Annotated in this window: 14 protein-coding genes; 5 read left to right on the top strand and 9 right to left on the bottom strand. The window is 46.6% G+C overall.

The window, feature by feature from the left end:
* Nucleotides 1–3 precede the first annotated feature (3 nt).
* The 3 genes from QUA70_RS20275 to malQ all read left to right on the top strand — a co-directional run bounded on the left by QUA70_RS20275 (nt 4) and on the right by malQ (nt 3064).
* Entirely contained in the window at nt 4–762 is a 759-nt protein-coding gene (locus QUA70_RS20275; protein WP_333328492.1) for a MinD/ParA family protein, read from the top strand.
* Nucleotides 763–966: 204 nt separating this feature from the next.
* Nucleotides 967–1092 carry a photosystem II protein Y gene (locus tag QUA70_RS20270; RefSeq protein ID WP_333053037.1) on the top strand — a complete coding sequence of 42 codons (126 nt, stop codon included), beginning with the start codon at nt 967–969 and terminating at the stop codon, nt 1090–1092.
* Between the two features lie 463 nt (nt 1093–1555).
* The gene (gene malQ / locus QUA70_RS20265; protein WP_333328489.1) at nt 1556–3064 is read left to right on the top strand and encodes a 4-alpha-glucanotransferase; all 1509 of its coding nucleotides are present in this window, start codon (nt 1556–1558) and stop codon (nt 3062–3064) included.
* A 392-nt stretch (nt 3065–3456) separates the two neighbouring features.
* Here malQ and QUA70_RS20260 read toward each other — a convergent pair whose 3' ends face one another.
* The 3 genes from QUA70_RS20260 to QUA70_RS20250 all read right to left on the bottom strand — a co-directional run bounded on the left by QUA70_RS20260 (nt 3457) and on the right by QUA70_RS20250 (nt 5573).
* Nucleotides 3457–4338 (bottom strand): RodZ domain-containing protein, encoded by an 882-nt coding sequence (locus QUA70_RS20260; protein ID WP_333328486.1) that lies wholly within the window; start codon nt 4336–4338, stop codon nt 3457–3459.
* Entirely contained in the window at nt 4335–5129 is a 795-nt protein-coding gene (locus QUA70_RS20255) for a pseudouridine synthase (protein WP_333328484.1), read from the bottom strand. Before QUA70_RS20255 ends, QUA70_RS20260 begins: the two co-directional genes overlap by 4 nt.
* A 270-nt stretch (nt 5130–5399) precedes the next feature.
* Nucleotides 5400–5573, bottom strand: coding sequence for a hypothetical protein (locus QUA70_RS20250; protein ID WP_333349503.1), 174 nt, complete (start codon nt 5571–5573; stop codon nt 5400–5402).
* Nucleotides 5574–5726: 153 nt separating this feature from the next.
* Between QUA70_RS20250 and QUA70_RS20245 the strand changes: the two genes are divergently transcribed.
* Nucleotides 5727–6518: a DUF2993 domain-containing protein gene (locus QUA70_RS20245; protein ID WP_333349505.1), complete on the top strand. Its 792-nt coding sequence runs from the start codon at nt 5727–5729 to the stop codon at nt 6516–6518.
* Between the two features lie 121 nt (nt 6519–6639).
* Here QUA70_RS20245 and QUA70_RS20240 read toward each other — a convergent pair whose 3' ends face one another.
* The 5 genes from QUA70_RS20240 to QUA70_RS20220 form a co-directional block, all read right to left on the bottom strand.
* On the bottom strand, nt 6640–7557 hold the full coding sequence (locus tag QUA70_RS20240) for a phosphatidate cytidylyltransferase (RefSeq protein WP_333328478.1): 918 nt from the start codon (nt 7555–7557) through the stop codon (nt 6640–6642).
* A 488-nt stretch (nt 7558–8045) separates the two neighbouring features.
* The gene (gene cbiT, locus QUA70_RS20235) at nt 8046–8639 is read right to left on the bottom strand and encodes a precorrin-6Y C5,15-methyltransferase subunit CbiT (RefSeq protein ID WP_333328475.1); all 594 of its coding nucleotides are present in this window, start codon (nt 8637–8639) and stop codon (nt 8046–8048) included.
* A 100-nt stretch (nt 8640–8739) separates the two neighbouring features.
* On the bottom strand, nt 8740–10317 hold the full coding sequence (locus QUA70_RS20230) for an aminotransferase class I/II-fold pyridoxal phosphate-dependent enzyme (RefSeq protein ID WP_333349507.1): 1578 nt from the start codon (nt 10315–10317) through the stop codon (nt 8740–8742).
* A 356-nt stretch (nt 10318–10673) separates the two neighbouring features.
* Entirely contained in the window at nt 10674–10808 is a 135-nt protein-coding gene (locus QUA70_RS20225; RefSeq protein WP_333328468.1) for a hypothetical protein, read from the bottom strand.
* A gap of 282 nt (nt 10809–11090) precedes the next feature.
* Complete coding sequence (locus tag QUA70_RS20220; RefSeq protein WP_333349509.1) at nt 11091–12257, bottom strand: GTPase; 1167 nt, start codon at nt 12255–12257, stop codon at nt 11091–11093.
* A 195-nt stretch (nt 12258–12452) separates the two neighbouring features.
* Between QUA70_RS20220 and QUA70_RS20215 the strand changes: the two genes are divergently transcribed.
* Nucleotides 12453–12914, top strand: coding sequence for a hypothetical protein (locus QUA70_RS20215; RefSeq protein WP_333349511.1), 462 nt, complete (start codon nt 12453–12455; stop codon nt 12912–12914).
* 92 nt (nt 12915–13006) lie between these two features.
* Here QUA70_RS20215 and QUA70_RS20210 read toward each other — a convergent pair whose 3' ends face one another.
* Nucleotides 13007–13345: a hypothetical protein gene (locus QUA70_RS20210; RefSeq protein ID WP_333410644.1), complete on the bottom strand. Its 339-nt coding sequence runs from the start codon at nt 13343–13345 to the stop codon at nt 13007–13009.
* Nucleotides 13346–13438: the final 93 nt, after the last annotated feature.

The raw sequence follows: 13438 nt of genomic DNA, 5'->3' as shown, positions 1-13438 counted from the left end.
ATCATGTCCAAAATCATCTCTGTCCACTCTTACCGGGGCGGAACTGGCAAATCGAACACCACAGCAAACCTGGCATCTATTATCGCTCGCGGCGGAAATCGGGTCGCCATTGTGGACACAGACATTCAATCACCAGGGATTCACGTGCTGTTCGGTTTCAGCGAGAGCAACATGGATCACTGCCTGAACGATTACCTGTGGGGCCGGTGTCCGATCGCGGATACGGCCTACAATGTGAGTTCCCTGCTGCCAAAATTAGCCAGTAACGGCAACCTCTACCTGATTCCTTCGAGCATTAAAGCAGGGGAGATAGCGCGAGTTTTGCGGGAAGGCTATGATGTGGGACTGCTTACCGACGGCTTTCAAGAACTGATCGAGGTTTTGAACTTAGACTACCTATTTATCGACACGCACCCGGGGCTCAACGAAGAAACCCTCCTCAGCATCACCATTTCCGACATCCTGCTGCTGATTCTGCGTCCGGATCAGCAAGATTTTCAGGGAACGGCTGTCACGGTAGATGTGGCCCGCAAATTAGAAGTTCCTAAGATTTTAATGACGATCAACAAAGCCCCAGAATCCCTGGATTTCGACGATTTGAAGCAGCAAGTAGAGAGTATTTACAAGATCCCAGTGGCAGGGGTACTGCCACACAGCGACAAGATGATGCTGCTCGCCAGCAAGGGAGTGTTTGCGCTGCACTTCCCTAACGACCCTCTAACTCAGGTTGTGGAAGGGATTGCGAAACAGATTGTGGGATAATTTGTGCAGCGAATGTCGATCGCCCGCCCAGGAGTGAGTTTCGATCTCAATTCCTGCGGAGCGATGTCCTCCTGCGTATCCGGCTGCCTGCGGCTGAGGAACTTTCTCGGTGACAATATTTGGTTAAAGAGTCAGGAGAACAGCGACAAAATGAGATACAAATAGATTATGAGAATTTGTTAAAAAACTTTAGGAGGAGAACTCATGGATTTTGACTTCCGCATACTAATAGTATTGATGCCCGTATTGTTGGCGGGCGGCTGGGCTGCTTACAACGTCGGCGCTATAGCTCTCAAACAAGTGCAGAAATTGTTGAACAAGCAAGCTTAAACTCAGCCTCTTTTGAGGTAATTTCGCAGCCGGCTGTTTTTTGAGATACAAAACAGCCGGCTGATTTGTGCATTGGCTCTGCTTAAGTGATGGCTGATTTTTGGTGGGCAATTTACGACTGCAGAGAGATGGGGCGAAAACAAAAGAAAAGTTAAATTGAAAAATTAAGCAAAAACCGGGTGCGCTCAACCAAAATACTTTGTTCCAGCAAACGAGCCTGGGTAAAAAAACCTAGCTGTGAAAGCAGGGCGATCGTGTAACTCCGGATTTTGATGTTTTGGACTCTACTAAAGAGTTGTGAGTAGAGTGCCATAAAAATATTTTGCAAGCACGTTCTGGCAGAAAATATGAGACAATCACAAAAGTATTTGCCCTGACAATTACCCTCAAAACTGCGAAGTTTAACTTGTAGGGAATATCGGTCAAATTGTCAATGTTAAATTCCTATATCTTTAGATAGATTATGCTTTTTCCCCGATCGAGCGGCATATTACTTCACCCCACATCCTTTCCCAGTCGATTTGGCATTGGGGACTTGGGAATGGAAGCATATCGGTTTATTGACTTTTTAGTAGAGAGTGACCAGCAATACTGGCAGATATTGCCGCTGGGCCCGACAGGATACGGCAATTCTCCTTATTCGTGCTATTCAGCAATGGCGGGAAATCCGCTGCTGATCAACCCAGAACTGCTGCGGAACGATCAATTGCTCGCAGATGAAGACTTCGCTAATTTGCCAGAATTTCCGTTGGATTATGTAGACTTCGAGGGGGCGATCGCCCTGAAAGTGTCTTTGCTCAAAAAAGCTTGCGAAAACTTCAAAGCCAAAGCATCGCCGGTTCAGCAAAGAGATTTCTCAGCTTTTTGCGAAAGCAAAGAGAGTTGGCTGGAAGATTATGCCTTCTTTATGGCACTAAAAGACAACTTTGGCGGTGTTAGCTGGAACAATTGGGAACCAGAAATTGCCCGTCGAGAACCAGAATCGGTAGAAAAGTGGCGCCAGCAGCTAAATGCTGAGATTTATTACTACAAATACGTCCAGTTTGAGTTTTTTCGCCAGTGGACGGAGTTGAAACGCTATGCCAACCAACGCAACATTCAAATTATTGGTGACATTCCGATTTATGTAGCTCACGACAGCGCGGATGTGTGGTCGAATCCCAACTTATTCTGCTTGGATGAAGCCAGCGGAGAACCAGCTTTAATGGCGGGAGTTCCCCCTGATTACTTCAGCAATACAGGTCAATTGTGGGGGAACCCGGTATACAATTGGGAGAAGTTGCAAGCAACTAATTTCGAGTGGTGGGTGCAGCGTTTTGAAGCGATTTTCTCTTATGTAGATGTGACTCGGATCGACCACTTTCGAGGATTTGACGCTTACTGGGCGGTGAAGCGCGGGCAAGAAACTGCGATCGAGGGAGAGTGGATTAAAGCGCCGGGAACAGCTTTGTTGGATCTAATTAACGAGAAGTTTGGCAACTTGCCGATTATCGCTGAGGATTTAGGGGTAATTACTCCAGAAGTGGAAGCTTTGCGCGATCGATACGAGTTTCCAGGAATGAAGATTTTGCAGTTTGCTTTTGGCGCTGGTCCGGGCGATCCTTTTTTGCCTTTCAATTACGATCGCAACTCCGTAGTCTACACCGGCACCCACGACAACGACACGACTGTCGGCTGGTTCAATCAACTGCAAAACTACGAAAGAGATGAGGTTTTGCGTTATTTTGGCTGCATCGATCCCCAAGGAATTCACTGGTCTTTAATCCGCATGGGTTGGATTTCTATTGCTAATATGGCAATTGTGCCGTTTCAAGATTTGTTGGGTTTGGGTACAGACGCGCGGATGAATTTTCCGGGGAAACCACAGGGAAATTGGGGCTGGCGGTATCGGCCCGAAGCTGTGAATTGGGAAGTGCGCGATCAGCTCAAAAGCATGACTTACATCTCCGGCCGCGCTCCTAATAAACATTGATCGTCGGTAAGGGGTAATTGGTAGTTGTTAATGGGTAATATCAAATCTGTTAGCATCGGAATTATTCCTATCTCTCTACTCTTGATCTGCGTGAATCAGCGTCAATCCCTTGTCATCGGCGGCCCGATAAATTATCTTTCTTTACCGCAGATGAGGGCAGATTAACACAGATTAACGCAGATGAATTAGATCAATTCCGGTTGCACCATTCATCCGTGATTGTTGACTGTTGACGGGATTTGACTATTCCGATGCAACCGGAATTTATCTAAGGGGTAATTGTTAATTGGTAATTGGTAATTGGTAATGAGTGAATCAAGACGGACATTCTAATTAAAAGCTGTGGACTGCCCGCTATTCCCGATTACCCATTAACAATTACCAATTAATACTCAACCTTCATTCTTGGGCGGTGCTGAAGGCTTGAGTTCGTTTGCTTTAAAAACAACTTCTTTGGCGACTCCAGGATCTCCGAGTTGTTCGGCTTGTCCGTTATTAACAGCAATCATTACCCCGCCGGCGTTACCTGCTACCACTACCAATTGCTTTTGAGCTTCCCACGTGCGAACAGTCCCGGTCGGCAAAATTCCCTCAAACTCTGTTTTGCCATCAACTTCAACCTGCATCCAGGATTCTGCTTTAAAAGTGACGCTAACCATCACTGGTTTATTGCCAGATTGATTTAAATTTTGACCGGTTCTTGCTGCTTCCACAGCGGTGTAACTATCCGGTTTCTGATTTTTTGAGGATCTCGATGCCTCAGCAGCTAAACGGGCTTGTTCTTTCTGCCCAAGGGCTAGTTCTTCGGCTCCCGCACCGTTTTTTGCGGTAACAGAACCGCTCATCAACTGAGATAAGACATTGACAGAACAGATAATTAGAAATGTGTAAAAGAGGTACAGGTGCATCGGCCGCAACTGAGGCCCATCTTGCCAGGATAGCTTGGTTCTCGATCGGGGGGACGGTTCGATCGGGAAAAATTCAGCAAACTGAGTTGAGTCCAAACCCATTGCTTCAGCGTAGCGCTTGATCAAACCCTGAGTGTAGACGGGTTCGGGAAGTTGGTCTAGTTGACCGTCCTCGATGGCTTGGAGCAGATTCCGCCGAATCATTGTTACCACGGCTACTTTGTCCAAACAAATCGACTGCTGTTCGCGGTACTGACGGAGTTGAGTTCCAATTTCCGCTAGCTTCTTCTGAGCTGTTTCTGGCTCTTGGGAGTGCAGTTTCTGCTTAGTGGTTTTGAAGAATAAAAACAATAAATTCTTTGTCATATGCTGTGCTCCGGGGAATTTACTGGCACGCTTATTGATGTTAGGTTGACTAGATTCCATAAATAAATAATTTCCGCATCTTCTAGGGGTCGGCAGCAGCCTGGTGGCAATATTGGCGCACCGGGCCGCTGCAATTGAATCGGGCCGATGGCTGTGCGGTGCAGGCGCACCACGGGATATCCCAACTGTTCGGCTGTTCGCCGAATCTGTCGGTTTCTGCCTTCTGATAGAATGATTTCTAACAGAGTTTGGTCTCGCGCGCGATCGAGAACTCTAACTTTTGCGGGCAAGGTCTTTCTGCCTGACAAGACAATGCCCTGACGCCACGTTTGTAGTATGGGTTCCGGGGGATCGCCAAGTACCCAAACCTGATAAGTTTTGGCGATCGAGTGACGTGGATGGGTCAAAGAAAATGTTAGCTTACCATCATTGGTGAGCAAGAGGGCGCCGGTGGAATCTGCATCTAAGCGTCCTACGGGGTGGATGCCTTGACCCGATCGCAATTTGGGCGGCAGCAGGTCGAGAACTGTCGATCGGGCTCTGGGATCGCTGCAAGTAGAAACTACCCCTGCCGGTTTGTTGAGCAACATATAGATCTCTGCCGGTCGATCCGTTGGTTTCACCGGGACTCCATCGACTTGGATGAGATCGCGCTCCGGATTCGCTTTTTGTCCTAAATGAACAATATTGCCATTAACTCGGACTCGTCCAGCTACAATCATCTGTTCTGCAAGACGGCGAGAGGCAATGCCCCACTGGGCGAGGATTTTTTGCAGCCTTTCATCAGACATGACGGGAGGGTGGAAACCCCCAACTCGCGAGCGGTGGGGGAGGAAACACGACACGGTTAATTGCTTAACCTTACTACTAAGGCTCAATTCCTGGTTGGGAATAAATTATAATGCTGACCAATCATTACAGCACGCCCGGTAAAAGTGCAGATTGTCCTGATGGCATGACCCTGAATGTTGTGCAAAAACTACGAGGAAAAGACTCGCGGTAGGCACAGGCTTGCACCGTTGCTGTGCGGCTGCTTTGAGAGGTGTGGGTTTGACCTGACCCTAAACCAACACTACCATAAATCCCGTACTGCTGGTTAAATTTATACGCTCGATCGCGAATTTTTCATCGGGATCGCACAACTCGTGAACTAAGGAGAGATCCCGAGGGGAAAAGGATGAGAATTTTTCTGCTTCTGGCATTGCTGATTCGAGATGTCTGCTTGCTTCTTTCATTAATCGGACTTGAGTTCATCAACCCGGTTTCTACGGCAAATCACAGGTTGACAGCGGTATATCTGTGCAGAAATCGGGTTTTTGAGGCCAGATGTGCAAGTTCTAGTTAAATTTCTGTGCTTGAATATTAAGGTTTATATTCTGAAAGTGTGTATGACTGTCGATCGAAACTCTCTTCAATTTGACAATTTAGATAGCGCTGCTGGCTCTGGTGGGACTGTTAATCTCGGCGAGCAGCGGGAGAAACCTTCGCCGAGTCAAGGCAGCCGGATCGCGAGCGCGGTGCTGTCTCCGGCGGTGCAGTTGTGGCTGCGATCGCAAGTTCAGCAGGTGGACGAGTTGAAGGTGAAAATTGAGGGGAGCGATCGACAAATCTTCAGCGGTGCGATCCCCAAAGTCACGGCTGCTGCTCGCGGTGCTGTGTATAAAGGACTACACCTAACTGAAGTTGCCATAGAGGGCTGTGGCATTCGCATCAACCTCGGTCAAGCTCTCAAAGGCCAACCCCTGCGCCTCCTGGAATCCGTTCCCGTGACAGGCGTTTTGAGGCTCAGCCAAGCGGATTTGAATGCGTCCCTGAAAGCGCCTTTGCTTGGCTTAGCTTTGAGCGAATTTTTGCTGCCCATGCTGCCACTGACAGATAGGGAACAGTCGCTGAAGTTGCAAAATTCGCAGATTGCAATTGAGGCGGGTTTGTTGATGCTTTCGGCTGCAATTTTGCGCGCTGGCGGTAGGCAAATTCCTTTTGTATTGCGGACTGGTTTGCGGATAGCCAGCAGTCGCGAATTGATGTTTGAAGCACCAAAAATTGAAATGGATGGAGAATTAAAGAGCAGTGATTTCAATGGTTTTAAAATTGATTTTGGGCCGGAAGTTGAGATAGAAGAGTTGATTTTGAGTCCGGGGGAGATTGTTTGTCGGGGGGGAATTAGAGTTTTACCTTAGTTAGTTGACAGTTGACAGTTGACTTTAACCTGATTCCTCGGCAGATCCTGGGAATACATAGCCCATGCCCCATGCCCAATTCCCCATGCCCAATTCCCCATGCCCAATTCCCAATTCCCAATTACCGATTAATTAAAAAAGAGTCGATCGCGGGCAACAGTAAAGTGACAAAATAGTAGACTAACGGTGCGGTAAAAACATAACTGTCGGTGCGATCGAGAATGCCGCCGTGACCGGGGATCAACTGTCCCGAATCCTTAACGCCGGCGTCTCGCTTCATCATCGACTCAGTTAAATCTCCCAACAGGCTAGCAACCCCAATCAACAGACCAAAAGCAGCCCCAGTATACGGCCACTCCGGCCAGTGTAAATACCAAGACCCAGCGACGGCCACGGCGATGCTGCCACAAACTCCAAATACGGCACCTTCAACGGTTTTTTTGGGACTGATGTGGGACAGGCTAGTGCGGCCGAAGAATTTGCCGACAAAATAAGCCCCAATGTCAGCGGCCCAGATGCAGAAGAAAGCCAGCAGCAGCGAAGTCAATCCTAAAGATATGTGGCTGGAATTTGTCCAAGACGGGGACGGGTAAATGTTAACCGGCAAATTGCTTGCTACTGCTTGCGAAAGTTGGGTTGTAGCAAGATTGCCTGGATCGAGGCCGACTCGCAGCCGTACCCAATAGCTGGGCAAATAACCGCCGTAGAACAATCCTAAAACTGAAGCGGCAATATCGGCGATCGTCGATAATTTAGGTTGGAACAGTAGGTAAAAACAGATGAAGGTTCCAGCGAGGGGAAACATCGCATCTACGAGTTGCGGTGCAAGGGCCGCCGTAATTAGCAGAACTTGACTGACAACTAAGGTAGTTTTGGCAGCGGGTGCAATGCCTTTAGCCCTGGCTAATTGAAAATATTCCAATTGACCTAGGTAAACGATGATCCCGAAGCCGACGGTGAAGTACCATCCGCCCAAAATAATCATTCCCAAAGCAAGGGCGATCGCAACTATTCCACTCAGGATACGAGACCAAGGCATAAAATGAATTTCTCTTGCAGACGGCGGTGGGTAATTCGATTTTAGATTTTAGATGTGAGATTTGAGATTCTAGATTTACTCCACAGATGAATCTGGGAGATTGAACTAGGGTCTAAAATTTTGGGTTGTTCACGACGATTGTCGGCGGCTTGTATCCGTTTTTGGGCGGTGTCATTCGACGCAAGGATGCAAGGATGCAAGGATGTAAGGATTGTTAGGGTACGGTTTTCTCCCTTGCACAGCCAAGCCCAATACCCAACTGGCGATGATCCAAAATCTCAACTCAGGGGGTCAATCCAGCTATGGTCGCCCTTATTCTAAGTATGAAGGTTAATTGAACGTAAAAAAGGTTAAGAATTACATTTAGGAATGGGCATAGGGCCTAAAAGCATGGGACATGGGGCATTGGAGGCAGACCCTGGAAGGGGATGGGTAACAAATAACCAATAACAACTGTCAACTGTCAACTGTCAACTGTCAACTAACTTCTAATCCAGCTTTTCGCCGCTGAGAATAAATATGGGATTGACGGCGGCAAAGGTTTGACTCAGGCCGCGAGTCTCCAAGCGGTTGACGGCGGACTGGACTACTTCAATGTTGCGGACTTGCAATTCGGCGAACCCTTCGGAAAGGGCGTAAAGATTCTCTAAATTCGAGGCTGTGGCGACCACTCTACCGTGGGGTTGCAAGTAGCGCCAGACTTCTTGGAGAATGGCTTTAATGGGGCGACCTCCTTCGATGCAGACTCGGTGGGGGGGTTGGGGCAGGTTTTCCAGGCATTCCGGGGCACTGCCTTCTATGACTTCTACGTTGTTGAGATCGAATCGATCGCAATTTCTGCGAATCAAGCTTGCTACTTCTTCGTCCCTTTCGACGGCAATAATCCGACCTTTGGGACACAGCAAACCTGTTTCTACGGCGATCGTACCAGTACCTGCACCGATGTCCCACACCACTGAGTCTGCTTGCAGCCGCAGGTGGGAGATTAACAGCAGCCGGACTTCTCGCTTACTCATGGGAATGCCCGGTAAACGTTCAAATAAGTCATCCGGGATGCCTGGAGTGACGTAGGGCCAAAGCATAGTTATATTTTTGATTTTTGATTTTTGATTGAAGCAATACGGCAGTTGGAACTCGCGGAAGAATGTAGAAATTCTCCCTATTTCCCCCAAGCCTTAATATTTACTGTCGCACAACCTTGAGAGTTTGGAGGCCGGGATCGCTGCAACCTGTGATTTTTCCGCCGGCGGCCAGGATTTGTTGCAGGTAGTCAACGGCTGCTGGGGTAATGATTTCACCGGGCATCAGGACTGGTATTCCTGGGGGATAGGGACAGATGAGTTCGGCGCACAGGCGATCGACTGCTTTGCCTGCAGGTAGTGTTTCCGCTGGGAAAAAGAAGGCCTCGCGGGGGGAGAGTGGGGGAGGGGAAAATCGGGGGAAGGAGAGAATCTCGTCTTCTTTCTGACTTCTTCCATCTAAGTGAGATGTTGCACGATTTTCAAGAACAGGCAAGATGCCTGTTCCACAAAGAGTGAATTTGATTGTGGGGTGGGCATCTTGCCCGCCCATCAAAGACTTATTGACAATCCTGTCAGATGTGACTTTTAAAAGAGTAAAAGCTTTAACTAGATTGTCAATATCTGATTCTGTATTTCCCAAGCTGATAATAAATGTTAGATGTTGAGGCATGGGAAGTTCTGCGGTGACTGCGAGTTCCGAGTGCAGAATTTCATCGGCGGCAAATCCTGTGATTCCTAAATCTGATACTTTTACTGTTAGCCTGGTGCGGTCTAATGCTGCAAAACCCGGTGTATTTAACGGTTCTAAAACTGATAAGCCGGGAATTTGACTGATGTGCGAGCGCGCTTTTTCTGCTAGCTGTAAAGTTTGCGCCATTAATTCTTTGCCGTGGAGTGCTATTTGTTGGCGGGCTGCGTCTAGGGATGCTAATAGTATATAACTCGGACTGGTAGATTGTACTAGCTGCAATGCTCTATTTAATTTTTGGATATCTATGCGATCGCCCTTTACGTGCAGCATCGATGCTTGTGTCATTGCACCGAGGGTTTTGTGGATTGATTGTACTGTTAAATCTGCGCCGGCTGATAGTGCCGGTTCTGGCAAGTTTGGATGAAAGTTAAAGTGCGCGCCGTGGGCTTCGTCTACTAATAACGGTATGTTGTATTGATGGGTAATTTGGGCGATCGCCCGCAAATCCCCGCAGACGCCGTGATAGGTTGGGTAAACTATCATTACTGCTTTCGCGTCGGGATGTTGTTCTAATGCTGCGGCTGTGGCTTCTGGGGTGATGCTGTTGGCAATATCCCAATCCGGGTTGTACTCTGGATTGACAAAAATTGGAATTGCACCGGATAAAATTAAACCAGAAATCGCCGATGAGTGGATATTTCGAGGCAAGATAATTTTATCTCCTGGGCCGCAAGTTGCTAAGATAGCGGCGATAATTCCGCCAGTCGAACCGTTAGCCAAAAACCGAGTTGATTGGGCTCCAAATGCTGCTGCGGCCAAGTATTGAGCTTCGGCAATTGCACTTTCTGGGTTAAAGAGATTGTCTAACTCCGGCAATTCCGGCAAATCCGATCGAAATACTGCCGCACCGAATAAGTCAACTAGCGGCCCTGAGATTCCTTGTCCGCGTTTATGTCCGGGGGCGTAGAATGGGGCGTGCGGATGATTTGTGCGATCGCGCAAGGCATCTAATAGAGGCGTTTGTTGTTGAGAGTTTGCTGCTGACACGCTTAATCCTGATTTGATTATTTGGAATTATAGCAACCGCCAAGGTTTCACTGGAGGTTATTAATTGCTGAAACCATTGCTGGCAATTCCGCGATCGCATCGACGGCTGCCTTTTTCCTTGCAATCGCCCACAAGCAACACTGTCTCAATTTTAAACTTCTCTAAAATGACTGAATATCGACTGCTTAAGTATGATACTCAAACAGTTGAAAATTCGGGCTACTGCTTTAGTTATGGTTTGTCTAGGGGTTGTGGTTTCAGTTAAAGCACAAAATCATACCACAGTCTGCAGCTATTTCTCAGCGAAGACCGGCTTTCGAGTCAATACAACGTGTTCGATAATATCGGCCGCTTTCTTAACTCCGCGCGATCGCGTCTTGGAGGGCGATCGCCCTTTGTTTATACGAGGCTTCTGTTGTACCTTGGCGATCGCATTGCATTGGCGTTATTGTTAAACTGATCGGCAAGTAAACTAAGTAAGTCGGCGCCAAAAAACGCCTCTATGTAAACGAGGGCCAAGTCTCCAAATGCTCTCTACTGGCTAACTTAAACCTGTTTACATAGTGTTACATTATTCGGTTTAATCTTGCCTACCTACTTATAAGATGCTAGGACTTACTCACCAAAACGAAGTTTCAAGGGTTTGAGACCTACTCCTGGCCGAGAGAGATGCCTGAAAACCTCATGGTCTCGTTCCTGTTTGGTCTGGGTGCGTAAGTCCTAGATACTACTCATGAAGTACCTCTGGCAAGCCAGGTTAATTACACTCTAATTTAAGCGATTGCCTGACCTATGATGAATCTTTTAACTGTCTCTCGTATATAGTCAGGATTCTTTAACTTTTCAAGCTCGATTTTGAAGAAAACTTCTTGAGTCGCTTGTTTTTTGTATGTTCTGAATGCCTCTTGAAGACGCTGCTTTTCTTCAAGTTGAGCTCCTGTTGCCAAGAAATGATTCACAGTAGCTAGCATTGAAACTGTAGTAGTTATAGCAGCAATAGCGGCGGGGATATCGATCACTCCTGTGGGAGGTATGAATGACTGTACGAACAGAAAAACATTAGAATAAATTGCCTCACTTGCAAAAGAAGGTAGCAACGAAATAGCAGCTTTAGGAGCAAGTGCTTTGCCATTGTAAAGATAGTAAAGCGAAGCAATTGCAGAAACCTGGGTTGCTAGAATAAAAGCTGCACTGCCTGGGAGAAAAACTTGACTTGAAACAGCGACTAAGGCACTTGCTATTATCTTGATTGCATAGGATTGCTTCTCAGTCATATGTCGGGCAAGTAAAATATTCTTTCCCTGTCCCTGCAAAAAACTCTCTATGTCTATTCTAAGTTCATCCACACCTCGTACATCTAGTGGCTCATCAGATTTAGTTTCGGGATCGTAACCAAACGCACAGACTGGATAAATTTTGTCAATATGAAGAGCCGTCTTCCATTGCTCTTTGATACCTTCTAAAGTAGAGGGAGTATTCCTATCCCACTGATCGATCTTGTTCAGAACTACAAATATACGACTACAGCTTGGGCGAAGATCGTCAATGTATTTTTTTTGGGTTCCATCTGAAGAGCCAGTAACAACTAATACTCCTACATCAATGTTTTCTAGAAATTCTTTTGTAACTTGGCTATTTTCAGAACGAACATCATCAAGACCGGGTGAATCTATAAGTCTGACACGATCGTCCAAGTGGAATTTTTTTAGCTTAGTCGTAACTCCTGACTTCCCACCGACTGCTGCGAGAATATCTGCCCGATCTCTCTTTAAAAAAGCATTAATTAATGAACTTTTACCGGAGCTAACTTTTCCAATAAAAGCCATATTTAATGTTTTAGAAAAATCGGGATATTTTTCTTCAGTCAAGCTTTCTACCTTTTTGAAAAAACTTTCGTCATCCCAAGCAGAATCGTATGCAGTAGATACATCGTTTGCCATACCAACCTCGTTGAATTTGGGTTCTATAAAACTACTGTACGGGGTTCAACCCAAGAAAGGGTCTAACTCATAGTTGAGTTTTCAGCCTATAAAAAAGCTCTGGCATTAGCTAGCCCTAAAGGGGGGAAACAACCTGAACTTTTGGGTAGGTGTCGTCCTGGACTACAGGCTGGCAAATGCTTCGCTGAATGGCGGATGAAAAGAATTACTGATCCGCAATTTCAAGGTTTATTCAGAGTAAGCGGTGGCGATCGCTCGTCTTGGCTACAGCTTACTGTTGTGAAGGAGGAAATTTTGGGGCGATCGCTTGTTGCTAGGAAGAGAGCGCTCTTTTTTTATACGACTATGGGGTTAGCCCCAAAGCGATCGCATCTCGCAGTTGAGTCGGTTATTCCTTGTGCTATCTTGAAAGCCTTCTCCGGTGATGTAGTGTTTGATATCCTTTGTGAAGCATGGATATCTGCTGGTTTTTTAGCCGCCTCAATAGCAGCCGCCTTAAAAAGGCTCTTATCTACTTCATTTGTAAGCCACCTTGCACCAGCAATTCCGACAAGAATAGCAAACAACTTCTGTCGTGTCCCTCCAAACAACCTGGGTATAGTGACCAACATCTTTTTCGTCATAATTGTCCTTTGCAAACCACGAGCGCTGCTTTAACTTTTTTAATGGGTATCCTGGCAGTATAAAAAAGAACCATATCCCATTTATTGGTTGAGCAGCCGCTTGATAAATCGGCGCTCCTGCTTCAGTCACTTAGGATAAAAACGATCGTAAAATTTCATCAGTATCAGCGCCGCAAACAACATACAACACCCTCCTGCCGCACTCTCCAGGTTGATTTTTAAACCCATAAGCTCAACACCAGTCTTCTCGTTACGGTTTCCTGACTTCATTAGGTTGTAACCTACCCAGATCAGCAGTGCTGAGATAGCAAACGATCCCAAAGTCGCAATCAATCCGGCAGCTTGATCTGCTACTGTTGGCTGCGCTAATAGTATGTCGAAAATTTGTAGAGCCATATACCCGACCTTAATCATTCTTAGGTTTGCATCAAGAAAAATAAAACACTTAGATGGGGTTTTCTTCAAAGCTCAATTGATAGAGTAGACCTCTTGCAAAATAATTTTATGATATAATGGAAAGTTTTGCTTGACTGGATTGAATCCCAACTATTAACTTAT

This window comes from Microcoleus sp. LAD1_D5 (genome assembly GCF_036702115.1).
Lineage (GTDB): Bacteria > Cyanobacteriota > Cyanobacteriia > Cyanobacteriales > Microcoleaceae > Microcoleus.
This window is presented reverse-complemented; position numbering and strand designations above follow the sequence as displayed.

What these genes read in the sequence shown, in the direction of transcription:
- QUA70_RS20240 (WP_333328478.1), bottom strand. Translation starts at nt 7,557, where the DNA reads ATGCCTTGGTCTCGTATCCTGAGTGGAATAGTTGCGATCGCCCTTGCT.
- QUA70_RS20260 (WP_333328486.1), bottom strand. Translation starts at nt 4,338, where the DNA reads ATGACAAAGAATTTATTGTTTTTATTCTTCAAAACCACTAAGCAGAAA.
- QUA70_RS20220 (WP_333349509.1), bottom strand. Translation starts at nt 12,257, where the DNA reads ATGGCAAACGATGTATCTACTGCATACGATTCTGCTTGGGATGACGAA.
- QUA70_RS20250 (WP_333349503.1), bottom strand. Translation starts at nt 5,573, where the DNA reads ATGAAAGAAGCAAGCAGACATCTCGAATCAGCAATGCCAGAAGCAGAA.
- QUA70_RS20275 (WP_333328492.1), top strand. Translation starts at nt 4, where the DNA reads ATGTCCAAAATCATCTCTGTCCACTCTTACCGGGGCGGAACTGGCAAA.
- QUA70_RS20245 (WP_333349505.1), top strand. Translation starts at nt 5,727, where the DNA reads ATGACTGTCGATCGAAACTCTCTTCAATTTGACAATTTAGATAGCGCT.
- QUA70_RS20255 (WP_333328484.1), bottom strand. Translation starts at nt 5,129, where the DNA reads ATGTCTGATGAAAGGCTGCAAAAAATCCTCGCCCAGTGGGGCATTGCC.
- QUA70_RS20215 (WP_333349511.1), top strand. Translation starts at nt 12,453, where the DNA reads ATGAAAAGAATTACTGATCCGCAATTTCAAGGTTTATTCAGAGTAAGC.
- QUA70_RS20270 (WP_333053037.1), top strand. Translation starts at nt 967, where the DNA reads ATGGATTTTGACTTCCGCATACTAATAGTATTGATGCCCGTATTGTTG.
- malQ (WP_333328489.1), top strand. Translation starts at nt 1,556, where the DNA reads ATGCTTTTTCCCCGATCGAGCGGCATATTACTTCACCCCACATCCTTT.
- cbiT (WP_333328475.1), bottom strand. Translation starts at nt 8,639, where the DNA reads ATGCTTTGGCCCTACGTCACTCCAGGCATCCCGGATGACTTATTTGAA.